At 37.2% G+C, this 25357-nt stretch carries 22 protein-coding genes; 4 read left to right on the top strand and 18 right to left on the bottom strand.

Going from position 1 to position 25357, the window contains the following annotated elements; all coding sequences use genetic code 11:
- Positions 1 to 34 precede the first annotated feature (34 nt).
- The 3 genes from FC84_RS05570 to FC84_RS05560 all read right to left on the bottom strand — a co-directional run bounded on the left by FC84_RS05570 (position 35) and on the right by FC84_RS05560 (position 4182).
- Positions 35 to 1363, bottom strand: coding sequence for a C40 family peptidase (locus tag FC84_RS05570; RefSeq protein WP_057756644.1), 1329 nt, complete (start codon positions 1361 to 1363; stop codon positions 35 to 37).
- Positions 1364 to 1570: 207 nt separating this feature from the next.
- Entirely contained in the window at positions 1571 to 2836 is a 1266-nt protein-coding gene (tyrS, locus tag FC84_RS05565; RefSeq protein ID WP_057756642.1) for a tyrosine--tRNA ligase, read from the bottom strand.
- Between the two features lie 386 nt (positions 2837 to 3222).
- Positions 3223 to 4182 (bottom strand): Gfo/Idh/MocA family protein, encoded by a 960-nt coding sequence (locus tag FC84_RS05560; RefSeq protein ID WP_057756640.1) that lies wholly within the window; start codon positions 4180 to 4182, stop codon positions 3223 to 3225.
- Between the two features lie 195 nt (positions 4183 to 4377).
- Between FC84_RS05560 and FC84_RS05555 the strand changes: the two genes are divergently transcribed.
- Positions 4378 to 4932, top strand: coding sequence for a restriction endonuclease (locus FC84_RS05555; protein ID WP_057756638.1), 555 nt, complete (start codon positions 4378 to 4380; stop codon positions 4930 to 4932).
- A 69-nt stretch (positions 4933 to 5001) separates the two neighbouring features.
- Here the strand turns inward: FC84_RS05555 and FC84_RS05550 are convergent, their stop codons facing one another.
- The 8 genes from FC84_RS05550 to FC84_RS05510 form a co-directional block, all read right to left on the bottom strand.
- Positions 5002 to 6120 carry a WxLIP family cell surface protein gene (locus FC84_RS05550; RefSeq protein ID WP_057756637.1) on the bottom strand — a complete coding sequence of 373 codons (1119 nt, stop codon included), beginning with the start codon at positions 6118 to 6120 and terminating at the stop codon, positions 5002 to 5004.
- A 100-nt stretch (positions 6121 to 6220) separates the two neighbouring features.
- Positions 6221 to 6886 (bottom strand): WxL domain-containing protein, encoded by a 666-nt coding sequence (locus FC84_RS05545; RefSeq protein ID WP_057756635.1) that lies wholly within the window; start codon positions 6884 to 6886, stop codon positions 6221 to 6223.
- 138 nt (positions 6887 to 7024) lie between these two features.
- Complete coding sequence (locus tag FC84_RS05540; RefSeq protein ID WP_057756633.1) at positions 7025 to 8701, bottom strand: hypothetical protein; 1677 nt, start codon at positions 8699 to 8701, stop codon at positions 7025 to 7027.
- Between the two features lie 894 nt (positions 8702 to 9595).
- On the bottom strand, positions 9596 to 9859 hold the full coding sequence (locus FC84_RS05530) for a hypothetical protein (protein ID WP_057756629.1): 264 nt from the start codon (positions 9857 to 9859) through the stop codon (positions 9596 to 9598).
- A 9-nt stretch (positions 9860 to 9868) separates the two neighbouring features.
- A complete protein-coding gene (locus FC84_RS05525) occupies positions 9869 to 11191 on the bottom strand; it encodes a PTS sugar transporter subunit IIC (RefSeq protein WP_057756628.1) in 1323 nt (440 codons plus the stop codon).
- Between the two features lie 352 nt (positions 11192 to 11543).
- Complete coding sequence (locus FC84_RS05520; RefSeq protein ID WP_057756626.1) at positions 11544 to 12404, bottom strand: MurR/RpiR family transcriptional regulator; 861 nt, start codon at positions 12402 to 12404, stop codon at positions 11544 to 11546.
- 170 nt (positions 12405 to 12574) lie between these two features.
- Entirely contained in the window at positions 12575 to 13477 is a 903-nt protein-coding gene (gene murQ / locus FC84_RS05515) for an N-acetylmuramic acid 6-phosphate etherase (RefSeq protein ID WP_057756624.1), read from the bottom strand.
- The gene (locus FC84_RS05510) at positions 13478 to 14233 is read right to left on the bottom strand and encodes an alpha/beta hydrolase (protein WP_057756622.1); all 756 of its coding nucleotides are present in this window, start codon (positions 14231 to 14233) and stop codon (positions 13478 to 13480) included.
- A gap of 212 nt (positions 14234 to 14445) precedes the next feature.
- On the opposite strand from FC84_RS05510, the gene FC84_RS05505 reads away from it, so the two are divergent.
- The 3 genes from FC84_RS05505 (at position 14446) to FC84_RS05495 (ending at position 18873) form a co-directional block, all read left to right on the top strand.
- Complete coding sequence (locus FC84_RS05505; RefSeq protein ID WP_057756620.1) at positions 14446 to 15333, top strand: N-acetylglucosamine kinase; 888 nt, start codon at positions 14446 to 14448, stop codon at positions 15331 to 15333.
- A 288-nt stretch (positions 15334 to 15621) separates the two neighbouring features.
- Positions 15622 to 16710, top strand: a complete 1089-nt coding sequence (locus FC84_RS05500) for a DUF871 domain-containing protein (RefSeq protein WP_057756618.1) — start codon at positions 15622 to 15624, stop codon at positions 16708 to 16710.
- Positions 16711 to 17415: 705 nt separating this feature from the next.
- On the top strand, positions 17416 to 18873 hold the full coding sequence (locus FC84_RS05495) for an NCS2 family permease (protein ID WP_057756617.1): 1458 nt from the start codon (positions 17416 to 17418) through the stop codon (positions 18871 to 18873).
- Between the two features lie 89 nt (positions 18874 to 18962).
- Here FC84_RS05495 and FC84_RS05490 read toward each other — a convergent pair whose 3' ends face one another.
- From FC84_RS05490 to abc-f, 7 genes are all read right to left on the bottom strand, one after another.
- A complete protein-coding gene (locus tag FC84_RS05490) occupies positions 18963 to 19781 on the bottom strand; it encodes a ZIP family metal transporter (protein WP_057756684.1) in 819 nt (272 codons plus the stop codon).
- Positions 19782 to 19967: 186 nt separating this feature from the next.
- A complete protein-coding gene (locus FC84_RS05485; RefSeq protein ID WP_151425813.1) occupies positions 19968 to 20672 on the bottom strand; it encodes a hypothetical protein in 705 nt (234 codons plus the stop codon).
- Between the two features lie 37 nt (positions 20673 to 20709).
- Positions 20710 to 22044: a replication-associated recombination protein A gene (locus FC84_RS05480; protein WP_057756613.1), complete on the bottom strand. Its 1335-nt coding sequence runs from the start codon at positions 22042 to 22044 to the stop codon at positions 20710 to 20712.
- 141 nt (positions 22045 to 22185) lie between these two features.
- On the bottom strand, positions 22186 to 22647 hold the full coding sequence (locus tag FC84_RS05475) for a hypothetical protein (protein ID WP_057756612.1): 462 nt from the start codon (positions 22645 to 22647) through the stop codon (positions 22186 to 22188).
- A 136-nt stretch (positions 22648 to 22783) separates the two neighbouring features.
- Positions 22784 to 23017 (bottom strand): hypothetical protein, encoded by a 234-nt coding sequence (locus FC84_RS05470; protein ID WP_057756610.1) that lies wholly within the window; start codon positions 23015 to 23017, stop codon positions 22784 to 22786.
- 121 nt (positions 23018 to 23138) lie between these two features.
- On the bottom strand, positions 23139 to 23537 hold the full coding sequence (locus FC84_RS05465) for an iron-sulfur cluster biosynthesis family protein (RefSeq protein WP_057756608.1): 399 nt from the start codon (positions 23535 to 23537) through the stop codon (positions 23139 to 23141).
- 115 nt (positions 23538 to 23652) lie between these two features.
- Complete coding sequence (abc-f, locus tag FC84_RS05460; protein ID WP_057756606.1) at positions 23653 to 25161, bottom strand: ribosomal protection-like ABC-F family protein; 1509 nt, start codon at positions 25159 to 25161, stop codon at positions 23653 to 23655.
- Between the last annotated feature and the right edge of the window lie 196 nt (positions 25162 to 25357).

The raw sequence follows: 25357 nt of genomic DNA, 5'->3' as shown, positions 1-25357 counted from the left end.
AAGAGTAACCATTTAAGTGGTTACTCTTTTTTTATTATAGACGTCGACCAAAACTTGGGCGATAGCCACTAATTGTACCAACGGATACTTTTTGACCTGGACGAGGCGCATGAATATAACTGCCGCCGCCAATATAAATTCCGACATGGTAAGCAGAGCCCACACCACCCCAGAAAACTAAGTCACCGGCTTGTAAATCGCTAATAGCAACATACGAACCTTGTGTACTCTGTGCACCAGATGTTCTTGGTAAAGAAACACCGGCATGTGCTGCGGCATACCACACTAAACCTGAGCAATCAAATCCAGCTGGTGTTGTGCCACCATAAACGTAAGGTGTCACACCAACAAATTGGGCAGCAACGCTAATCATTGAACCACCAGAAACTACTGGCAAATCAGCAGTTGTATCTTGGTTTGAGTCATTAGTTTTAGTTGTTGTTTCAGAAGAATCAGTAGTAACTGAACTTGTATCTGTAGTGGCCTTAGTACTAGAACTACTTATCGCTTGACTCGTACGACTTACAGACGCTGAGCTTTTACTTGACGCTTTAGCTGCTGTTGAAGCAGCTTTTTGGGCAGCCTTAGCTGCAGCAGCTTCAGCGGCTTTTTTAGCTTGAGCTTCCTGCTCTGCTTTTAATTTAGCTGCAGCTGCTGCAACAGCTGCATTTAATTCTTTTTGAAGTCCTGCTAGCGTCGTCTTATTATCATCAAGTTGCTTTTGCAAACTATCTTGAGCAGTTTCTGCCTCTTTTTTGGCGGTGACTAAGTCTTCTTTTTGCTTAGTTAACTTATCTTTAGTTGTCACTAAGTCTTGCTTCTTAGTTTCTTGCTCCGTCTTTAAAGATGCTAATTTCTCTTTAGCAGCCGTAACTGCATCCATAGCATCTTTATTGGCTTTATTTAACTTACCCACAGCAAAAGTCCGCGAAATTAAGTCAGTGAAGTCATCGCTATTTAAAATAAAGTCAATATAAACATTACCAGAGACACTATTGGTTGATTTCTTTTGCAATTCAATCAACTGTTCCCGCAAAACGGATTTCCGTGCTTTTAATTCTGCCTCAGCCTGACTGATTTCACCATTAAGTTCTTTAACCCGGCTTTCAACTGACGTAATTGATTTTTGTGTCTCATCAATAGCCACGACTTTATTAGAAACATCATTATTTAATTGGTCAACTTTTTCTTGTTGTTTGTTAATTTGAGCTAATAACTTCTCTGAATCACTTTTGTTATTAGAAATTGCCGATTTAGTTTCCGCAACCTTATCAGCCTGAACATTATTTGCTTTTATTAAAATTGGGCTACCTAATAGAACTATTGCAATAGCTGCCCATAAACGATTTGTTAATTTCCCCAAAAAATTACACTCCTACATCTGTCATTAATTGCCAGTATAACTAATTCAGGTTACACACATATTACAATAGCATAACAATCAATCTTATTATTGATCAGAACATTCAAGTTAAAGTCTCTATTGATTAGAATGCACTTTTACCATCATAACAAAAATTGCCAAAACAAACTAAACATTTGTTCTGGCAATTTTCATTGAATATTTAAATTAGTCAGCAATTCGTACCAATGTGTATTTCTTCTTACCTTTACGAATAATCACAAATTTACCATCAAAGGCAGCATTAGTATCAACTTCAAAATCAGTTTCATTTTGGCGTTGTCCGTTAACGTAAATAGCGCCATTTTGAATATCTTCACGGGCTTGACGACGACTTGGTTCAATCTTCGTTAAATCAACCAAGAACTCTACTAAATTAATTTTAGTTGGTGCAATTGTAACACTTGGCATACCTTTAAATCCTTGTTCAATCTCTTCAGCAGATAAATCTGTTAAATTACCTGTAAAGAGTGCCGCAGAAATGTGTTCTGCTTCTTCAACAGCTTTTTGACCATGAACAAAGTTCGTTACTTCGCGGGCCAATGTCCGTTGGGCTTCACGCTTTTCAGGTTCAGTGGCTACCTTTTCGGCCAAAGCCTCAATTTCATCATGTGACAAGAATGTGAAGTACTTCAAGTATTTAACCACATCGCGATCATCTTGGTTTAACCAGAATTGGTAGAACTCGTATGGTGTCGTCTTTTCAGCATCTAACCAGACAGCCCCACCAGCAGTCTTACCAAACTTAGTCCCGTCAGCTTTCAACATTAGAGGAATGGTTAAACCATAAACGCGTGCTTCTGAGCCTTCAAGTTTATGAATCAAATCCGTGCCGGCAGTAATATTACCCCATTGATCAGCACCACCGATTTGTAATTGCACATCATGTTCCCGATAAAGCGTTAAGAAATCAATTGATTGTAAAATTTGATACGTAAATTCAGTGAACGAAATACCAGCTGATAAACGGGAAGCCACGACTTCCTTATTTAACATGACATTAATTGGGAATTCTTTACCGTAAATACGAAGAAAGTCCAATAAGCTAATTTTAGAAAGCCAGTCATAGTTATCGACAATATCGAAGTTATCAGTTCCAAACAAGCGAGTCATTTGTTTCGTCAAAGCTTCTTTATTGTGTTGCACTTGATCCATTGTCTGTAATTGGCGTTCTGATTTACGACCTGATGGATCACCAATTGAACCAGTTCCACCACCGATAACAATGATTGGATGATGCCCGGCCATTTGGAATCGTTTCAAAATCATGAAGGGAATTAAATGGCCAATATGCAATGAATCACCAGTTGGATCTGCACCACAATATAATGAAACTGCCTTTTCTTCTGTTAATTTTTGTAAGCCATCAAGATCAGTTACTTGATTGACTGCGCCACGCCACTCTAAATCAGCTAAAATTTCATTTCTTTCCATTATAAAAACTCCTTTATTGATTTTTTCTTCCCTATACTTAACTTATTCATTGGTTCGTTCATCTGCAGATACTAAAAAATCCCTGATCAAAAAATGATCAGGGACGATAATTTACCGCGGTACCACCCAATTACCTGCTAATGCAGACAACTTTAAGTTCTTATGGTGAACAAAGCCAAATAAGTGTCTAGTGTAATTCGTTGATTAAGAAGCGACTGATTCACAGCGACCATCAGCTTTCTGAGCGACCTCTTAACAACTACTGGGAAAGACTTTAATTATTAAATTAGCACCAGCGTATCATTGTTCTAGGACTAAAGTCAAGAGCATGATGACGCTTTTTAAACGAGCGTGACAACAACCATTTAAATCCATAAATCTTAAAGTTATGATTTATTTTGCCAAATTTGATCATACAAACGTGCGCTAGCAATTGTTAAATCATGTGGTACCAGAACGCTTTGTAACGCACCATTTTGAACGCAGTCCATCACTTCTTGAATTTGATAGACAAAACCATTAGTCGTTTCAGTGTCTTGATAATGTTCAACCAATTGCCCTTGATTATCATATAACATCGCTTCAGTGGCACCATTAGCGTGAGGTATCACAACTTTACCCCGCTCTCCATAAGCCACTAAATCGCCGCTTAAACGTGTCAAAAAGCTTGCTGTCATTGTTGCTAAAGCTTCTGAATAGTGAAGTGTGACATGATCGGTTGCATCAACACCATGGTGCCAAATTGTAGCGACATCTGTCTTATAATAATCATTGCCCATTAACAATGTTGATAATTCAAACAGATAAACAACCAAGTCATAAGTTGCACCACCGCCTAAATCGGGGTTAAAAAAGCGATTATCGGGATTATCTTCAGCAACAAATCCCATATCATAGTTGGTTAATTTTAACTGGCCAATTCGATCATCTGCTAACCAATTTAAGACTTGGCGATAAACAGGTAAGAAGCGGCTCCACATGGCCTCCATCACAAAAACCTTTTTTTCTTCAGCTTCAGTTAAGGCGTCAATTGCTTCATCTGAATTCATAAACATTGCTTTTTCACAAATTACAGGCACCCGGTGTTTCAAACATAATTTGGTTAAGCGATAATGTACATTCGTTGTTGTAGCGATATAAACAGCATCTAATTGCTGCTCAACCAACATCTTTTCAAAATCATCACCATAATTAGGAATTTGGTATTTTTTTGCAAATAAGACAGCACGCTCAAGATGACGATTAGCAACAGCTACAATTTCACAGTTATCAACTAATGCGACGGCTTCAGCAAATTTATTGGCAATTCCCCCAGTTCCCATAATCCCAAACTTAAAGTTAGTCATTAATCTATTCCTCCTTAGATTATTAACAGCACTATTATTTCTTCTATATTGTATAGCTTAGACATCAGCCCTGTATATGTTTTACTTTCTTTGTTAAAAAGCCTTAAGTTCAAGTAGTGAGCACTGATAACGCTTGTTGTTCAACTTATTATTTGTTATATTAAAACATACGTTCGATTATTAAGGAGCTCTTTTATGAGAATTTTTCGTTATATTGCAACAGCATTAACTGCTATTGTCTGGATAATTTATATTTTTGCCCATCAATATTTAGTACTCAGTCAACAAAATACCATTAAGGCCTGGTTAATTATTGCTGCCTTGGGTTTAATCGTTTGGTGGGGAATTTCAGCCTATCTCTACTTTTTTGATTTTCGTCGAACTAATTTAAGACGCATTGATAAAATGTCTGGTCTTGATTTTGAAAATTATACAGCTAAACTTTTAGAAAAAAGTGGTTTTGAAGATGTCGTCGTTACGCCAGCAACTCGGGATCAGGGCGTTGACATCACTGCGATGTTAAACGGTGAAACTTACGGTTTTCAGTGCAAGCGTTACGAGCATCCCGTTGATAACAGTGCCGTTCAAGAGATTTTTACTGGTTGTGCTTTTTATCAGTTACAAAATCCCGTGGTCATTACCAACACCACTTTTTCACCTGGCGCCCAAGAATTAGCAGCTGGTGTCGGAGTTGAGTTGGTTGATCGCGATATTCTTAGTCAATGGTTAGACAAAGTTAAGCGTCAATAAAAATGACATAATAAAACACCCTGAAAGATTCAGTAGGCTTTTCAGGGTGTTTTTGTTAATCGATATTCTTTAATTATCGGTTGGCTTGGAATTTTTATCTGGATCAGGAGTATCTTTTGTTTCTTTTAAGGTAGACTTGCTTTCTTCAGCTTTTGGTTCATCGTCATCATCTTTTTTACGACGTTTCCAAATGATAAGTAGAATGATTAATATTAATAATAAAAGACCTAGTAATAACCAGATCCACCAATAATTTGGCTTCTTTAAGTTGACAGCTTTTTTATTAACCTTTTCGGCGCTTGCTGCCGCAATTGTAAAATTACGCGTGAATTTCCAAGTTTTACTCCCAGACTTAGCAGTTAAATATAGCGTATATTTACCGTTTTTGAACTGCTCACGACCCCAATCAATTTGATAGTTAAAGTTGGAGAGTGGGGCCATCGACAGATTGGTTCGTTTAGCCGAATGCAAAACCTTATCACTGCCACGCCTCGTCACCTTAGCATCAATCGTCATTTTACCGAATAACGATGGTTTAGTGTTTTCAATATTGGCTAAAAGTGTGGTTGTATTCGCAACCAAAGCTGGTTGAATATCATTTAATTTTAATTCAGGAGAAACATAATCTTTAGACATTTGTACTGTCGCACCAATAATCATGGCATATTTATTTTTGATGTTTAGCCCTTTTTTAGCTTGTGTTGTTACAGCATCGCTGGTAGACGTTGCTCGGAAACCACCATCAATTAAACCAGAAAAAGTATCGTTGGGCACTTTCAAAGTGAAATTAATATTACGGGTGCTGTTTGCTGGCACTTCAATTGTCACTGAATTGGGCGAAACTAAATCAGCCCATTGATACTTAGCAGCGGTTTTCGCCGAAGTAATATTGGTCTTGTAATCAATAATCCCGTTGTTATTCGTATAAGCTGATACCGGTGTAACTGTGATTTTATTAGGCTTATTAACTAAATTTTTCAGTACAATCGTCAATGTTTGTTCTTGCTTGGGTTTAACTAACAGATTGAAGTAATTAGTGTTCTTTTCAATCTGATTTGTGGGTTGATCAATTCCCATTGTAAAACTTGTTCCAGCTGCACTAACTAACTGTGACTTTAAGAAACATAGACCTACTAAAATAGTAGTCAACAGTAACAGCACTGAATGTTTAAAGCGTCTAACTCTCATTGTTCATCTTCTCCTAGGATACTAAAAAGAAATCCTTAAATAAAAAGGCTGAATCAAACGTGATTCAACCTAAAAGATATCTTATTAAATTTGGAATAACTTATTTAGCAGCATTAGCTGGTGCTGTACTTGATAACGTCCAAGTAACAGTTGATTGATGTGTACCGGTAGTAATTTGACTAGCATCTTTAACACCTGAAAGGTCTAAAGTTGCAGCCGCCTTACTATCATCTTTTTTAACGTCAGCAGTTGTAACACCCATAGCTGGGGCACCGTCAAGTACATCTACTGCGTCATTAATAACATCGCTATCAGAACCAGGTGTTGAAGTCGCTGCTGTTTTAGAACCATTAGTAGTTTTAACATTTTGTGGTGCAATATTCATTTTGACACCTGTCATTCCGTCAAAAGCTGTTGCTTTCGCTGTTAAATTCCAGCTAGCAACAGTTGCATCATAGTTGGTAACCTGAATAACACCTTCTGTTGGTGCCTTAGCAGTTGTTTCACCCGCAACTTGTTTGCTAACTGAATTGTTAGCTAGTGATAATGAGGTTGTTTTACCTGATAAAACATCGGCAATATTAACTTTACCAAATTGTAAATCTGGTGCTTTATCCAATGTTAACGTACCGTTTTCAATTGAAAATTCAGCAGTCGTTGTTGCCGTTGTATCATCAGTAGCTGCAGAAGCCTGTGTTGCGCCTACACCAGTAACTGCGAGTAATAATGCTAAACTTGAAACTGTCATTAATTTAGTAAATTTCATATTTTTGATCTCCTTTTTAATTGCTAATTTTTTCATATATTTAATAATTTACATTCATTTTCAGCCAGAGTAAATTATAAGTCAAAACTTACAGAAAGTAAACAACCATTTGTTATTTTGAAAACACGTTTATAAAACTTACTCACCAAGGGTTAGCTGCCAATCTAATCCTACTATTGCCGCAGTTGAAGCTAGTGTCAGCGGCACCTTTACCTGAAAACCAGTTAATTGATACTTTTCCACTTTAGGTTCCAGCGGATCTTGAGCGACCGCCAAAACGCCATCAATTGGCACCGACTTGCTAAATAATTCTAAATTATTAGCCAAATAAATAGCTTGATTATTAGAAATGAACTTAAATCTCTGTGCACCTAAAAATACGTTCGTCTGTTCATTTTTGGGTTCTGTTTGATCGGCGGTTGCATCACTTTTCAGTGTTAATGAAAAGTCTGCTTCTAAGTCATTCGACAACACTAATTCAGGCGTTTCTTTAGGCGTTGCTAGCAAATCCCCATCACTATCCGTTTTAAGTTTTGAATAATCGATTGAAAAGTCAATCTTGTCGGGTACAGCTAATGTAAAATCCGCGGTAGATGTTGCAACCTGTCCTTGCCAAACAGCATCACTAACATCCGTTAATGTCTTTTGATTGCTCTTAACGAGTGCAAAAGAATAAGTCTTATTACCTGTAGTCTTGAAGATTTGTTGCGTTCCGTTACTGCCATCAACTGTTAATTTCACATCTTTACCTGGAGAAAAGTCTGCCGAAGTATATGTCTTATTACCATCGTCACCTGTTTTGATATCGGTGTTAATATTGGTCCAAGTTGTTCCATCAGTTGAACGATACAATTCGGCGTCAGCATAGCCTTGCCAACCAATATCAAATTTAAGCGTATCGTTATACTTGAAGTCACTTAATGTTTGCTGATCATCCTTAAAAGACTTGGTTGAGGCAGAACCACTAGCAGGCACTTTAGTCACATCAGCCTTGGTTATTTCATCTGTTTCAGTGCTTCCACCTTGATTATTAGGATCACCAAATTCCGGTGGATTAAAGACACCGTCAGAACCTGAGGATGTCGTTCCGTTAGTCATCTCAATATTTTTAGCATAGGCAGCACTAAAAGTTGTATTAAGTTTGAGCCCCTTAATTAACACAGTCGCTGCAGGAGCAAGCAATGTTCCGACAAAATTTTGTTGAATACTTAAATCAGAGGCATTGGGAAAATTCATTAAAATTCGGCTCTTATCGGTAATGCTAGTTTGATTCGCCTCATTTGCTCCATAACTAACATTCAATAAATCATCGGCCTGCTCTAATGATAAGGTCTTCAAATTAGGAAAGTTCAAAATCACAATGGGATTAACTGCCTTTGTAATATACTTAATATTAACATGCAGTAGGTACCCGTTATATTTCAATTGATCTTCTGAAGTAGCTGGAATATTAACGATTAAAAATTGATGCGTACCTGAATCCGTTATTGTTTTATCAATTCCCTTTTGTGAAATCATATCACTATCTGTTAGATCAACAATCTTAACAAATTTATCAGAAAACACTTTCGTAACTTGATCGGTAGATGCATAAAAGTCACTCACTGATTGTAATTGTTCACTCGTTTGAGAAAACGAACTTATACCTGTCCTAGAAAAATCGGTAACTGTATTTAATGAATCCGGGTTGACATCCTCACCATTAGTATTCTTTAATACCGGAGCCGTAGAACTCTCCGCAGCATAAATTCCAGTTGTTTTACTTGTTGCAAATTTTGTGCCATACGTACCTTGAAGCGTATTTGCAACTAGCATATGAGTGTCGTCACCTTTTGTTCCGGTTGTCCACCCAAGAGTCACCTGAGAATCCGTACCATTAAATGTATTGGCACCAATTCTTGCATTTGGAGCATTTCCACTTAATTTAAGCGTATCGGTTGCAAATAAGTTAAAGTTTGACGCAGCCCCCAGCGCATATCCGTTTGTTACTAATGATGAAATATTAGTCGGGTCAACTTTAGTTATGGGTGCCGTAGCCCTTGTTTTCTTGTCAGTATCACCATTCGAACTTTTTACAGTTTTATTTGAACTACTGCTTAAAAATGAGTTGTTTAGGCTGCCGGACGTCGCTGATGAGGAAGACGTAGAAGACTTATTTAATGTGCTTTGTGAGCTTGATTTATTATTTAATTCCGACGTTTTTTCTGAAGACGTTGTCACACTAGTTTCCTGAGTAGACGTACCGTCCTCCACGACTGCAGAAACAATGACAGGACTTAATGTAGATTGAATTATTGCTAAACTAAAAATAAATGAAACTATTTTGACAATTTTTGAAAACAACTTATTTTTTATCACTGCAGCCATCATCTCCCTTCAATCCACGATCAGTATAGCACGTTTTAAACTAACAAATTATTATGCTTACTTCCTATGTTATTTCTAAAATAGATAAATAACCAAGCAAATAATTTTATTTAAATTATCACACAAGGCCATATCTAGATAATTATAAGTAACTGTTATCGGTAAATCAATCAAATAATTATGGCTTGCGTAAAGTTTTTAACCAAATTAAAAAGGTTCACTCATCAAATGAGTGAACCTTTTTTGATAATTGACAGTTAATATTTAATTGAAATCGTAATGATCACACATGGGTTTGTGTTTAGTTCAAGAAATAATCATAGCGTAAAGCTGGATTACTGACTATATCTTCTTATCGATCATCCATTGATGTTGCTCAGTCATAAAGTTAATCGCAAAAACACCACAAAAAGCAAGTAGCACGATCGTTACAGGTGTACCCATTTTAGGAAAGATCACTTTGGGGATGATCACAACTAAGAATGAGGCAGCTGCCCAGACCCAACGATTAATTTTAATGCCGTGTTGCTTTAAGAACTTCAATAAGAAGTTACTTGCAACCAATAGAATAATAAAACCGATAAAAACTAATAGCCAATATAGCATATTACACCTCTAGAAGTTTGCGTTAGCAGTTTGAGCTGTTTCATTTCCTTCTTCAGCTTCGCCTGCTTCTTGTTCCATCATATGTTTATCGTAAGCTTTAATAAATGGATAGTAAATCAAAGCAGCGATAACCATATTGATTAAGATTAAAACAACAACGCGCCAGTCGTTACCAGCTGATAGATAACCACCAATTGGTGCAGGTAATGTCCAAGCAGGTAATGTGGTAAAGCCATTGACCAAACCACCCTTAACGGCAAGATAACTAATTGTTGTTAAAACAAGTGGAACAACGTTAAATGGAATAAACATGTATGGGTTAAGCATCATAGGAGCACCAAAGATCATTGGCTCGTTGATGTTAAAGATACCAGGAATAATTGAGAAGCGACCAACTTCTTTTAAGAACTTAGAGTGGCAAACAGTTAAGAATAAGATAGCAACGACTAAAGTAGCGCCGGCACCACCGATAGTAACGGTCCATTGGTACAATTGTTCTGGTGCGATATAAGGTAAGTTAGTTGCAGCTTTACCAGCAGCTAATGCCTTAGCATTATCATCCAACATGATCAACCACATTGGGCGAACAAGTGAACCAATAATACTCATACCATGAATACCAAATGACCATAAGATATGGATCAAGAACATTGGTAACAAAGCACCAAATAAGTTATTACCTAAAATACCTGTGATTGGTTTGAATAATGCCATTAAAGCTGAGTTTAAATCAAAACCAGCAACATCACGAACCAACCAAACGGCAGTAATAATCACAAAGCCAGGAATTAAAGCTTCAAATGAACGTGAAACTGCAGGTGGTACTTGATCAGGCATTTTGATGGTAACGTTATGCGTCTTAAACCAGCGATAAACTTCAACGGCAAAGATCATTGAAACGATACCAGTAAACATACCTGAAGCACCAGTATAAGCCATTGGTAAAACGAAACCAAGTGGTGCTGATTTTGGTGTTAAGACATTAACAGGTACTTGGAACATAAAGAATGTACCTAATGACAAAATACCACCAGTAACAGCATCTAACTTATACGACTTCGCTAAGTCAGCCCCCATAACGAATGTGGCATAAATTGCCATTAAGCCCATCGTCATTCGGTATGGCAAAACGATTGTTGCCGTATATGGTGCCAATGCCTTAGCAAAGGCTGGGATTGGTAAGTTGATGAAGACCATGAAGAACGTACCAATCAGAATTAATGAAAGTGAAGATACAACACCATTACGAATAGCTAAAAGGTGACGTTGTGTCCCAATTTTGGCCATTGGTGGTACTAATTTATCTTCGACCCATTTCATGATTTTATCCATGAAAATCACTCCTCCTATTTTTTGTTACAAAATAATTGCAAGTTGCTCCGGCGTGTATCCGCCTTCAAAAAATATTATAACATGGTGAAATTTAATTTCAACATGTTATTGTAAAAATATTTTATTTTGATATATTTTTTTATTTGATTTAACTAATTCACAAATATCAATACCAGTTAATCGCTAATTTAAAGATTAGTCTAGTATCTTTAAGTTAGTAAAAATCACATGACTAATTATTGGAGACTTGAATCAAGTACAAATACCATCGACAATCTTTAGCTCAATTACGCCGATTGAATTCAAAATTAATGATTCCGCAATTAACCAAGCAAATAATAACTTTGAAATTTTATTTCAACATGGTTTCTTTATATTCTTGAACAATAGCATGCGAAATATCCAAAGCCTTAGCACTTTTATCAAAAGTCTTACTAACGAAGAAATAAAAAATGATATCAATTAGCATGAATTGTGCAAGTAATGAGTTCGTGGCTGCAATCCGATTAGAACTTTCCATTGGTTGCGAAGTGTGAACACTAATATCAGATAACTTAGCCAGACTATTGTTGCCAAAACGCGTCAAAGAAACAACTTTAATATGATATTTTTTAGCTGTTTGTGCAGCAAGTAAAACTTCTGGCGATTCACCAGAATTAGAAATAACCCACAGAACATCTTTTTTACCTGCGTTGACTATTTTTGGCAATAGTGCGTTTAAATCGTTATCCGCTACTGTGGGATAACCAATCCGGTTCCACTTTTGCGAGATGTTTTCTACAGCCAAGTAAGAAGCGCCGATTCCAAAAATAAACAAGCGTTGTGAATGAATAATGGCGTCTACAAGATGATTAACCTCGTCTTCATTAACTTGATCTGTCGTTTCGCGAATTGACTGTAATGCACTGGAAAGAAGTTTATCTTTAATCGACGACAACGGCTCATTTTTCTTAATGTCTTCATGGTCTTTCGGATCCGTTCGATTCTTCGTTAAATCTGAAGATAATAAAATTCGGAGTGTTGTAAAACTATCAATATCTAAACGTTTGGTTAAACGAATAACTGATGCTGGACTGGAATTGGCTGCTTTGGCCAACTCTTTAATCGTCATTTTTAAAACTTGTTGTTGATGCGTCAGAATATAATCTGCAACTTTACGTTCAGCTTCTGACAAATCTCCTTTGGCATTCAAAATTCTGCCTCTAACTGACATATTAATCACCATCCTAGTTTTTATTGTCATTTAAAATTAAATCAAACTAGCAGTTAACGGATAAAACAACCTGCATCTTTAAAGGCTAAAAGACGCAACAAAACCAGGTCAAGCAAAATGCCAACCTGGTTTAAACGTGTCCCAATAACCTGTTATTGGGATTCACCTAATTATTTTCGTAAATATTTAAGTGCAGCAGCGATAAAGCCATCTGTCGCAGCCAAAGCAGTAACGGCTGCTTCGTAATCAACATCACCATTAATCATGACAATGGCAATTTTCGGTTGTTGATGAGCAGCAATAAAGAACTTTTCAGCTGTTTTGTAATCAACACTGGTTGCATCAGCAATAATCCGTTTTGCCCGATCGACTAATTTTAAATTGGTTGGTTTAACATCTACCATTAGATTACCATAAACCTTACCCATTTTAATCATCGCTGTTGTAGAAATCATATTTAAAATTAATTTTTCGGCCGTGCCAGCCTTCATTCGTGTTGAGCCAGTCACAACTTCAGGACCCACAACGGCTTCAATTGCATAGTCAGCATGGTCACTGATTAGTGCACCTTGGTTACAACTTAACGCGCCAGTTTTAGCACCGATTTCTTTTGCGTAATCTAAACCGCCAATAACGTATGGTGTTGAGCCACTAGCAGCTAAGCCCAACACGAAATCTTTATCAGAAAGGTTGCGAGCAACTAAGTCCGCACGACCACCTTCAACAGAATCTTCAGCGCCTTCAACTGCTTCAGTCATCGCCTTTTTACCGCCAGCGATTAATCCTTGAACCATTTCTGGATCAGTACCAAAAGTTGGTACACATTCAGCAGCATCAAGGATTCCTAAGCGACCACTTGTCCCGGCACCAATATAAAAGAGACGCCCGCCTTTTTTGAAACTCTCAACAACCGTATCAACAATTTGAGTAATCATATTTAATAGTTCTGGTTGACCAATAGCAATCGGAACTTGCTGATCCTGTTGATTAATTGTGGTTAAAATTTGCTGAGTCGACATTTCATCAATTGCCATTGTGGCAGGGTTACGCATCTCAGTTGTCCGTTTATTCATTTACTTTACGACCTCGTTTTCATTTACCATGAGCCAATTAAGCACCATGCGAATTTGTTCGTTCCAATAATCCCAATCATGATCACCAGGCCCTTTGTTATAAGCCACTGTTAGACCAAGTTGGTCGACTAAATAATCATTAAACATATCGTTAGGGTGCTTCATAAAATCTTGATCCCCAATTGCATGATACCAACGCAATTGACGTAAAGACTGTAAGTCAGCATTTTGAGCCATTGTTTGCAATTGATACTCCGGTTTAGTAATACCCGTTTTACCAAACACTGCTTGATAATCAGGCATAATGCTTGGTACGACACTTAAATCAACGACTGGTGAAATAGCTGCCACAGCACTAAACCAGTCAGTTTTCTTGAGTGCTAACTTTAAAGCACCATAGCCACCCATTGAATTGCCAGCGATATAGTTAGTAGCGGCTTCTGTACTAATAGGTAAGTAGGCACGCATTTGTGGGATTAGCTCTTGTGTCAAATAATCCCAGTAACGACCACCATAAGCCATATTTGTATAAAAACTACGACCACCGTCAGGCATCACAATACAAAGTTGATATTTGCTTGCTAATTGCTCAAGATTTGTCTTACGTTGCCAGCAACTACCGTTATCACCTAAGCCATGCAACAACCACAGCACAGGTAATTTCCGGCCCTCAGTTAGTTGATCCGGTATAATTACTTGTACCTTTGTTTGAGTCTCCAAAATTTTTGAAGAACGTGAAAGAGTTAAAAAAGCCATATTTGTCTTCCTCACATAATTAAAAAGGTATAACTCATTTATAAAACAAAAAATCATTTTTTTCAATTAAATATTGAAAAAAAATTCCAACAATTTATAATTAAGGTTGTAATGACAGGCAAAATTCACTGAAATCAATCAATAATTTTTTTATTTTTAAAAAGATTTGCTTGAAATGGTGGAAATAAAAACTGATAAAGAGGCATCCTTAAATGAAATATGTAATTGGCGTTGACAGTGGTGGCACCCATATTGTGGGACAAGCACTGACTGATACTGGTAAAGTTCTTTTTGAAACACAAAGTGGTCCTGGTAATATCCTATTAGACGAACCGGGAACTTACCGAAATCTCACTACAATCCTAACAACTATCTTTGAAAATATGCCCCAAGCTGATTGTCAACATGTTTTAATTGGCATTGCTGGTGTCGAAACAACCGGCAATGCTACTGAAGTCGCTAACTACTTCACTAAGAAATTCGAAGTCAAAGTTGATGTTATTAGTGATGCTCAATTAGCACTGTTGAATGGTTTAGAAGGCGAAGATGGTACTTTAGTTATCGCTGGCACTGGCTCAGTTGTTTATGGCCGGCAAAATAAAAAAATGATGCGTTACGGTGGTTGGGGTTTTCTACTTGGTGATACTGGTAGTGCTTATAAAATTACAGCCGAGGCCATGATTAATGCGCTTAAAGCTCATGATCTAAATCAAGCTAATAGCCTCATTGAACCATTAATCAACTGGCTTAATGCCACTAATATTAAACAAGCAGTTCAAAAATACTATCAGCTCAATCGTAAAGACGTCGCTTCACTTGCTGCTAAAATTGCAGAATTAGCTGAAGAAGGTGACCAAACTGCGCAACGAATACTAATTGAGCAAGCAACGGCTTTAGCGGGCGAAGTGCTCGGTTTAATTAAGCAATACCAAGCACCTATTCCGGAACGAATTGCTTTTTCTGGATCAGTTTTAGTGCATAACGACTTTTACCGCGAAACTTTGTTACAACAAATCAATCATGTTTATCCTGAAATTAAAGGGCATGTTGTTTCAACAAATAATGGTCGCGGTGCCATTTTTTGGGAAGAATGGCAGTAAAATTGTGAAATAATAGTTTCAAAAAATTATTTTTTTGCTAGACCGCTTTCATTTTTTGAAAATAAAATATGCACTTCTAATTAACCTCGCTTTAACTGGATTAACATAATTCAAACAAATCCTCATATAGCACTTAATATCTTAACCAAAAATTGATATAGACCAATTTTTATTATACATTTTTATCGCTTGATTTATTAAATATCAGCGTGTCATAATGATAATTGTTCATTATGTAATCGCGTTCATAATTAATTTAACACGCGTAATTTCAAAGGAGTGATTCAATTGACAATGCGTCAATTAGGTTTATCTATTTATCCAGATCATAGTAATTTTGAAGATGACAAACATTACCTTGAATTAGGTCACAAATATGGTTTCTCCCGTATTTTCATGAGTATGTTGGAAGTACAAGGTTCCGTAGAAGAAACAAAAACAAAATATCAAAAAATTGTTGATGTTGGTAACGACTTGGGCTATCAAACAATTATCGATGTTTCACCACGAATTTTTGATCAGTTAGGCATTAGCTATTCTGACTTGAAATTCTTCGCTGACTTACATGTTGCTGGTATTCGTTTGGACCAAGGTTTTGACGGTGCAACTGAGGCAATGTTGTCTTACAACAAATATGGTTTGATCATTGAATTAAATATGAGTAATAATGTTGATTACTTGAACAACATTATCAGCTATCAAGCTAATGAATCATTCATTTATGGCTGCCACAACTTCTATCCACAAGTTGGTACTGCCTTACCATATGACTTCTTTATGGAATGTAGCAAACGTTTCCGTGACTTTGGTATCCACACCGCTGCCTTTGTAGCCAGCCAAGTTGGTAACATGGGCCCATGGAACGTTAACGATGGCTTGCCAACAATGGAAGTTGACCGTCGCTTACCAGTTGATGTTCAAGCTAAACATTTATTTGCAACTAACATGATTGATGATGTCATCATCGGTAACGCTTATGCTTCTGAAGAAGAATTAGAAGCTTTATCTAAATTAAATCGTTATCAAGTTCAATTCCACATCGACTTTGTTGATGATGTGAACGATATCGAAAAAACTGTCGTTCTTGATAATCAACACTTCCGTCGTGGTGATATGAATACTTTGGTTATTCGTTCAACTATGCCACGTGTTTACTATAAAGAAGTGCCTAATGCACCACATGACAACACCCATGAATTCCAACGCGGCGATATTGTGGTTGGTAACGATGACTTTGGCATTTACAAGAACGAATTACAACTAGTTCTTGAACCCCACTCTGACACTCGTAAAAATAAAGTCGGTTCAATTTCAGCTGACGAATTAATCTTACTTGACTTCATCAAACCTTGGAGCAAGTTTAAGTTCTTAGATTAATTGTTAAATCTAAAAAAGACTTCGAGAATTAATCTCGAAGTCTTTTTTGTCGTCTTTATTTAAAAGTTATTTACTTTCATTGTTGAAAATGTAAATAACAGCTTCTTCGCGCCTCCGAGAAATACGCTGCGAGCATCGATTTAAGCCGAATAAAAATCAATTCGTCTTAAATACGAGCTTTGTTGTAAGCAATAAATTGCTAACAACAATTTCTCGGCTGACCGCAATTTCCCTTCGGCACTGACGAAAGAGATTTGGTGAAACTTAACTGCAGCTTTACACCTCTAAAAATTGGAAGTGACTTAACCATAAATTTATCAGCTCTGGAGCAAAGTTGCCATCTTGCTAACTAAGTGGCGGAAAATAAATACCGCTCAGTAGTGAAATTATTATAGGCGATTTATCGCCTACAATAAGGCTTACCTTGGAGACAATTTTGAAAAAATTAGCTTCAAGCAACGCCCACTACGTTCCAGCGATAAGTATTTATTTTCCGCCACGATCCCCACCACATTTCCTATGCAACTTTGCGGAAGCGCGAAGAAGTTCTAAATAACAGTTTCAGTTATCACCGTCCAAAGCAAACGGATAATTTCGAGAACAATTATTATTTATTTTTTAAAAATAGTTCGTGTTTAACCTTGATTATTCAATGGCAATTCGTTATGATAAGCATATATTTCAAGAAAAGGGGAACATTATCTAATGGATCGTTATTTTAAGCTCACGGAAAACCGAACAAAAATTAGCACCGAGCTCATGGCCGGTGTCACTACATTTTTTGCAATGTCATATATTCTTTTTGTTAATCCGTCTGTTCTTTCATTAACCGGCATGCCTTCTCAGGCCGTCTTTTTAGCTACAATCATTGCTTCAGCAGTCGGTACGTTATTCATGGGATTGTTTGCCAATGTTCCATATGCATTAGCTCCAGGAATGGGGCTAAATGCCTTCTTTACTTATACGGTCTGTTTTGCCTTAGGTTTTAGCTGGCAAGAAGCTTTAGCCTTAGTTTTTATTTGTGGATTGATCAACATCTTGATTACCGTTACGAAAGTTCGGAAAATGATTATCAAAGCCATTCCCGAAACATTACAACAAGCTATGGGCGGCGGAATTGGTGTTTTCATCGCCTATATTGGGATTAAAAATGCAGGATTCTTACAATTCACTTCCGAACCTTCAAGTATTGTTAGCATCAACAATCAGGCCTTTGATGCTGCTCAAACCACTTTTAAAGGTGGCATTACTAGCATTGTTTCAAACGGTGGTATTGTGCCAGCACTGGTTAACTTTTCGCAGTCCGGTGCTTTATTAGCCTTACTTGGTCTAGCTATTGTGATTATTCTACTGGTAAAAAAAGTTCCTGGTGCTGTGCTTCTAAGTATTATAATCACAACAATCGTTGGTATTCCCATGGGCGTTACCAACCTGCATGTCTCTGGTGCCAACTCATTAGGTAATTCAATTTCACAGCTACACACTACTTTTGGTGCTGCTTTCGGTGCTCATGGAATGGGAGCTTTATTCAGTAACGCTGATAAGTTACCCCTAGTGATCATGACAATTTTTGCCTTTAGTTTCTCAGATACCTTTGATACGTTAGGTACATTTATTGGAACCGGACGACGAACTGGGATTTTCTCTGCCGAAGATGAACAAGAAATGGAAAACGGCCACGGATTCTCCTCAAAAATGGACAAAGCTTTATTCGCCGACTCAATTGCTACTTCGATTGGCGCTATCTTTGGTACTAGTAACACCACCACTTACGTTGAAAGTGCCGCCGGAATTGGTGCTGGTGGTCGTACAGGCTTAACCAGTGTCGTCACCGCTTGTTTATTCTTATTAAGTAGTTTATTTGCACCATTTATTTCAATTATTCCAACACAGGCGATTGCACCTGCATTAATTGCAGTCGGCGTAATGATGATGGGTACGTTTAAAGAGATTGATTGGAACAATCTAGAAGAAGCAATTCCTGCATTTATGGCCTCAATTTTTATGGGACTTTGCTACAACATTTCTTATGGTATTGCTGCCGGATTCATCACTTACTGCTTAATCAAGACGATTACTGGCAAAGCAAAAGAAATTCATCCAGTGCTCTGGATTGTCACAATCGGTTTTATTGCAAACTTTGTTATTCTCGCCATTATTTAAATTATTTTATTAGGTTGCCCCAATACAAAATAAAAAGATCTTAATCTTAGCCTATTAAAAGCTAAGAATAAGATCTTTTTTAATGATTATTAACTTAAAGCAACATCCAAGATCATCATGATAATAAAGCCAACCATCACGCCAAAAACTGCCGTATGATTTTTACGTTCAACACTTTGTTGGGCTTCAGGAATTAATTCTTCAACAACGACATAGATCATCGCTCCAGCTGCAAAGGCTAGCGCGTAAGGTAAAATAGCTGTCATTCTACTAACAAGTAATGCCCCTACAACACCTGCAATCGGTTCAACAATTCCTGAGGCCTGTCCATATGCAAAAGCACGAGCACGACTTAGGCCGCCTTGACGTAAAGGAATCGATACTGCCGCACCTTCGGGGAAGTTCTGAATACCAATACCTAGTGCAACCGAAATCCCAGCAGCTACTGCTACTGCAGGGTGACTAGCTTGACTTACCGCACCAAAAGCTACACCAACTGCCAAGCCTTCAGGAATATTATGCAACGTAATTGAAAAGACCAACAAGATTGTCCGTCGTAAATAAGAAGGAAAGTCTCCCTTATCGCGGTCCTGACCAATTGGTAAATGAGGGATTAACTTATCTGCTAAATATAAAAATAATCCTCCGGCCGCAAAACCAACCGCTACAACCAACCAAGCAATATCACCATTTTCTTCCGCCTGCGCAATAGCAGGATCCAATAATGACCAAAAACTAGCAGCAATCATGACACCTGAGGCAAAACCCAGCATTAAATTTAAAACGTTTTGGTTAATCGTTTTAAAGAAAAAGACTAAACCTGCACCTAATGCTGTCATGCCATAAGTAAATAAAGTTCCGATAAGTGCTTGTTGCCATGGTGCTAATCCTACAAAAAAATCGACCATCATGTCTCACACTCCTATCCGGTGTGAAAGCATGGCAAGCCAATTAACAACAATTCTTTAATTTTCGCAAGTGTTGTTATCAAGGTTGCCTGCCTCTTCGCACCTGTCTACATTCCTACTTTATCATGTTATATTTCAAAAAGACAGCAAAATGTTAGCTGTATTTAATCAGATATTTAGATTGGCCTAATTTAAATGATCCTGTAAATAATTCGCCAACCAGCGAGGAATTGTCTCATTAGTTGCCGCTAAAGTAGCTAATTGATCTTTTTTGAATAGATAGGTAAAAATAATTGGAAAAGTCTGTTCCAGTTGTTGTGGATTAAGCTGTTCATGATAATCAACGTGGATCGAAAAAAATGATAAAACTTGTTGGCGTTGTGTTGGTGTTAATTTTTGTTCAGCAGCATACTGGTTAAAAGCCTTTTCGTAAGCCCTAATATGAGGTTCAAGTCGCGCTAACATAGGATTGGTTAAATCTAGCAACGCTGATAAAGTATTGGCCGTTAATAATTGCTCATCTGATACATCACGAATTGCAATATCATAATGAGCCAGCGGATAAATTGTTTCAACATGTTGTTCAGCTAAAATTTTAGCAAAGGCTAAACGCAAATAGGGTAGCCAAGCAACTTTTAATACTGCTAGATCCGAATGATTTTTAACTGTCGAATCTAATTTAATATTATCAATCAATCGTTGTAGATCAGCTAACTGTAATAACGGGTGTTTTTTGCGAAAGTCTGAATCGTGTAGCCGACTGATTGCAAAGCGGCGCCAAGCCTGACGTTGAACAATAAAAACAGTAATGCCTACTAATACCAGTATGGCTAAGGAAATTAGTAATCCGACCACTAAAAAAGCCAATCTATTATCTCCCAACATAGTCATTTAACCTCCTTAAACGGTTTTATCACCGACCACCAATTTATTTTTCTAGATCGTCATGTTCTTGGTGCCAACGTTTGATTTGTGCTAAGCGCTGAGCAAATTTAACTTCGCTGCCTTGTGAAGTTGGCTGATAATATTGATGACCAACCAAGTTATCTGGCATTGTTTGCATGGTGGTTAATTTATCTTCAGTATCATGGGCGTACTGATAATCAGCACCATAGTTCAATTCTTTCATTAGTTTGGTCGGCGCATTCCGAATTTGCAAAGGTACTGGCTCAGCCTGGGTATTTAAAGCGTCTTTTTTGGCAGCTGAATAAGCCAAGTAAGCCGCGTTAGACTTCGGCGCCAGTGATAGATAAATAACCAATTGAGTTAGATTAACGGAACACTCGGGCATGCCAATAAAATGACAGGCCTGGTAAGCCGCAACTGCCAATTCCAAAGCTCGACTATCTGCCAAGCCAATATCCTCACTGGAAAAACGAACTAAGCGTCGTGCTACATAAAGCGGATCTTCACCGCCCTCAAGCATTCGCGCCAACCAATAAACCGCCGCATCTGGATCACTATTACGCATTGACTTATGCAACGCAGAAATCATGTTATAGTGTTCTTCACCTTTTTTATCATAGAGCAATGACTTTTTGCCTAGTAATTGTTGCAAGCCTTTTTTAGTTACGGTCGTCACTTCATCGGCGCGCTGCCCGTTTAAAACGGCCATTTCTAGCGTGTTTAATCCGATTCGAGCATCGCCATTAGCAAAATCAGCAATAATTTGTAAACATTCATCCGAGATTTCAACCTTTTGGCGACCATAGCCCCGTGGATCTGTTAGGGCATTTTTCAGCAGGCGAATAATATCAGCGCTAGTTAATGCCTGTAAGACAAATACTTTAGCTCGCGACAGCAACGCTGAATTGATTTCAAAGGATGGATTTTCAGTAGTGGCCCCAATCAAAATAATACTGCCCTTTTCAACATAAGGTAAAAAGGCGTCTTGTTGCGCCTTATTGAAACGATGAATTTCATCAATGAATAAAATTGTTTTTTCACCAAACTGGCGATTTTCTTCAGCTTGTTTCATAATTTGGCGAATATCTTTAATACTGCTAGTAACCGCACTTAAATTAATAAACTTAGCCTGCGTTTGTTGAGCAATGATCGACGCTAAAGTTGTTTTGCCAACACCAGGTGGGCCCCAAAAAATCATAGAAGGAATTTGATCGTGTTCAATTAATTCTCGTAAGACTTTACCTGGGCCAACTAATTGTTGTTGCCCGGCAAACTCGGTTAAATTCCGTGGCCGAACGCGATTAGCAAGTGGTTCAAAATCCGCATCTGCACCACTAAATAACGAAATTTCACTCAAAGTCGTCACCTTCTTTACTTTTCTAGTATAACGAAAAAAAGTAATAATAGCGGCTAAATTGATTGTCATTGGCTACTAACTAGCTATAAAAAAGCCTTGAGTTTTTCAAACGACTGTCTGAAAAACTCAAGGCTAAAATCTTTATTTATTATTACGGTTAAAATATTCGGCAATCCGATTTTGATCATGAATACTTAATTCTCGTAGCGGACTAGGACGATGATATTTTTGCCAATTTTTCCAAAAGTCAAATTGGCGGACAAAATCTTGTAAGAAGCCCAAACTATTATTGCGAACCAATACATAAGCCATTGTTGCTAGCCCTTTATCAACCTTGTTTGGATTTTCTTGATAAGCCTGATTAGCCTCATCAAGAACTCCCTCTGGATCTTGACGATAAGCATCGCGAAAATCTAATAGTTGCGGTTGTCCTAACAACGGTTCGATGGTAAAACCCGTAAAGTCTGCCGTTAAGCCTGAATCTTTACGTAGTACTTCATAAAAGAACATAAAAAAGGATAAACGATCTGTTTCACTTAACATCTTTTGATCTTCTTGCGCTAACCAACCGATAACATGAATTCTTTGTTTTAAATCAGTCATTGATGACCAACCTCCCATTTGAAAGCCCTATTACCACATCTTCATTTTACCGCAACTGTGGCAAAAATACTGGTATTGGTATCAAATAATCTGCTAAATCTAATAAAAGCTCTGAAAGTCAGCAACTTTAACTAATTTAATCGCGGCAAGTATCTTCACGATCATCTTCATCTGTCATCATTAAATTAATAAGTTCTGGAAGGTTTCCTTCGCCGCGGCTTAGACGTTGATACCAATAACGACCAACATTGGTTCGCTCGGCCTGAAAGATAGCCAAGGCCTGACTTTCTTCTAAATGAAATTGACTTTTTATTTCATCAATTAAACGATTACGAAATGTTTCAACATCTTTAAAAGCCACTGCACTCATTTTTTCAAGTCCTTTATCAGTTAATGAGCCTATTTTAGCAGAAAATGAACACCTAAAAAATAAAATTTAAGCATAAAAAATAACCACGGTAAAAATCATCCGTGGTTATCAATAATCTAATTTAGCAATTCTTTTGACCAATTGTTTCCATTTGTTCTTTCAATTCAGCTTCAGTCCGTGGTTGATATTGATTAACTGTCATGGCACCGTCGATAATACCACTATTATCTGACAATACTAAGAAGCCGTTCTTGTAGTTTACATTTAAACCATCGGTTAGAAAAGCAAGTTCATCTTTGCTGGTAAACATCTTCAAACCCATGTTGTTCTCAATGGAAACGTCAAATTTATCGTACATCTTATCAACGATTACAAATTGGAAACTAGCGCCAATTGTACATGTTCCGCCCATATTGGAGAATTGATTTGAGCCATCATTCAAGGCAAGGAGCACAATATCATCAGATGTTACTTTAGTCTGCAAATAAGTTTCAGCTGCTTCTTTAATTTTGATTTCCATATTAATCACCTCAGCAAAATTATGACACGATTACTTTCAATACATTAATTGTATTATCCTTACATTTAATAAGCAAGAAAAATGCTTGATACTTTAGTCAAACCTGATTGAATTTCTAATCAACCGTCTCTAATTTTAACTGATTAGTAGCTACTTTATCAATAAAATCGCAATCATGTTCAATAATCAGCATCGTTGGCTGCACTTCTTGAATTAAATTTTCTAATTGTTCCTGGTTAAAAACATCTAAATAATTTAACGGTTCATCCCAGATATACAAAGCAGCTGGTTGCGACAATGACTTGGCCAATTCAACTTTTTTACGTTGACCCATACTCATATTTTCAATTTTATTATTAAAAACACGTCGTTCCATCCCTAATTTGTGCAAATTATTTAGAAAATCTTGCATGTTCAACTGATTTTTCTCGGCAAATTCTGCTAACGAGCCACGATTATTTTCATAATTTTGACGTACATAACTAATTGGTAATTGCTTAGGATACGTGATACTTCCGCGTTGATTGCCAGTAAATTGCTGCAAAATTGCTTGAATCAGTGATGATTTACCAGCTCCATTAGGGCCAGTAATTGCTAAGCGTTGATGAACTTTGAGATCAAAGGATAATGGCTTAAATAACCACTGTTCATCATAACCTAACTGTACCTCTTTAATTATTAAGGGATTTTGATAATGTACTGGTTGAAATGCCATGGTTAACGGATCAATGTATTCAATATCCTTTAACAACTTCTCTTGATCAGCAATTTCGTTATTCATTCGCTGGGCAATATTTTTAGAACGTTTCATCATTTTGGCAGCCCGCGAACCGATAAACCCTTTGTCAACTGAGCGCTGTTCATTACCCACATGTGCTGTTCGTTGATGATGTTTATCGGCTTCCCGAGAATTAGACCAACTTGCTTTCTTAGCTGCTGATTGTTGTAGACGCGAAATATTCTTTTTTAATTTAGCATTCTGTTGTTGTTCAAAATCGTCATTTAATTTTTTCTGTACTTCATAAGTTGCAAAATTTCCTTGGTACAACAGAATCTGGCTCTTTTCAATCGACATAATATGATCGGTCACACTATCGACAAAATGACGATCATGACTAACTACAATAAAACCTTGCTGTTTCTTGTTTAAGTAATCGGCAACTTGTTGGCGCCCAGTCATATCCAAATGATTAGTTGGCTCATCAATCAATGGAAAATCAGTTTCATTAATAAATAAAAGTGCCAACAAAACTTTAGTTTGCTCGCCACCAGAAAGGCTAGCAAACTGACGCCATAAAATATCAGGATCAACACCGAGAAGATTTAATTCACGTTCAATTTCCCATTGCTCTGCATCAGAAATTTCTTGGATGGCATAAAACATCAATTGATCAGGATTAGCAATGGTTTGCGGAAAATAAGTAAAGTCAAGTTGCTTAGTAATTTGTCCTTGATATGGTAATTGTTCTTGTAACAGGCGCATTAACGTCGTTTTGCCGCGACCATTACGACCGATTAACCCTAATTTCCAAGACGAATCAATATTTAGATTAGCTTGATCAAATAGTAATGTCCCCTGGCTATCATAGCCAAATGTTAAATTTTTAATTTCAATGTTAGACATAAAATCACCTCATTATTAGCATTCAATATTTCAGAATTAGTACTTGAGGTTTGGTCAACATTGCAGCACACATTTAATCAATTCGCGCACACAAAAAGGGACCTCGCCCGTGAGTCTCTAACTAATTCTGAAAGTAATCTTAATAAGCCACACTTTAGTTGTGCGAATATCACCTATTAAGTTATTTCAAGAATTA

Origin of the sequence: Lapidilactobacillus dextrinicus DSM 20335, assembly GCF_001436095.1 — a bacterium.
Classification (GTDB): domain Bacteria; phylum Bacillota; class Bacilli; order Lactobacillales; family Lactobacillaceae; genus Lapidilactobacillus; species Lapidilactobacillus dextrinicus.
This window is presented reverse-complemented; position numbering and strand designations above follow the sequence as displayed.

Coding starts and splice junctions, on each gene's coding strand:
- tyrS (WP_057756642.1), bottom strand. CDS start 2,836: ATGGAAAGAAATGAAATTTTAGCTGATTTAGAGTGGCGTGGCGCAGTC.
- FC84_RS05560 (WP_057756640.1), bottom strand. CDS start 4,182: ATGACTAACTTTAAGTTTGGGATTATGGGAACTGGGGGAATTGCCAAT.
- FC84_RS05555 (WP_057756638.1), top strand. CDS start 4,378: ATGAGAATTTTTCGTTATATTGCAACAGCATTAACTGCTATTGTCTGG.
- FC84_RS05550 (WP_057756637.1), bottom strand. CDS start 6,120: ATGAGAGTTAGACGCTTTAAACATTCAGTGCTGTTACTGTTGACTACT.
- FC84_RS05545 (WP_057756635.1), bottom strand. CDS start 6,886: ATGAAATTTACTAAATTAATGACAGTTTCAAGTTTAGCATTATTACTC.
- FC84_RS05540 (WP_057756633.1), bottom strand. CDS start 8,701: ATGCTAGTTGCAAATACGCTTCAAGGTACGTATGGCACAAAATTTGCA.
- FC84_RS05530 (WP_057756629.1), bottom strand. CDS start 9,859: ATGCTATATTGGCTATTAGTTTTTATCGGTTTTATTATTCTATTGGTT.
- FC84_RS05525 (WP_057756628.1), bottom strand. CDS start 11,191: ATGGATAAAATCATGAAATGGGTCGAAGATAAATTAGTACCACCAATG.
- FC84_RS05520 (WP_057756626.1), bottom strand. CDS start 12,404: ATGTCAGTTAGAGGCAGAATTTTGAATGCCAAAGGAGATTTGTCAGAA.
- murQ (WP_057756624.1), bottom strand. CDS start 13,477: ATGAATAAACGGACAACTGAGATGCGTAACCCTGCCACAATGGCAATT.
- FC84_RS05510 (WP_057756622.1), bottom strand. CDS start 14,233: ATGGCTTTTTTAACTCTTTCACGTTCTTCAAAAATTTTGGAGACTCAA.
- FC84_RS05505 (WP_057756620.1), top strand. CDS start 14,446: ATGAAATATGTAATTGGCGTTGACAGTGGTGGCACCCATATTGTGGGA.
- FC84_RS05495 (WP_057756617.1), top strand. CDS start 17,416: ATGGATCGTTATTTTAAGCTCACGGAAAACCGAACAAAAATTAGCACC.
- FC84_RS05490 (WP_057756684.1), bottom strand. CDS start 19,781: ATGGTCGATTTTTTTGTAGGATTAGCACCATGGCAACAAGCACTTATC.
- FC84_RS05485 (WP_151425813.1), bottom strand. CDS start 20,672: ATGACTATGTTGGGAGATAATAGATTGGCTTTTTTAGTGGTCGGATTA.
- FC84_RS05475 (WP_057756612.1), bottom strand. CDS start 22,647: ATGACTGATTTAAAACAAAGAATTCATGTTATCGGTTGGTTAGCGCAA.
- FC84_RS05470 (WP_057756610.1), bottom strand. CDS start 23,017: ATGAGTGCAGTGGCTTTTAAAGATGTTGAAACATTTCGTAATCGTTTA.
- FC84_RS05465 (WP_057756608.1), bottom strand. CDS start 23,537: ATGGAAATCAAAATTAAAGAAGCAGCTGAAACTTATTTGCAGACTAAA.
- abc-f (WP_057756606.1), bottom strand. CDS start 25,161: ATGTCTAACATTGAAATTAAAAATTTAACATTTGGCTATGATAGCCAG.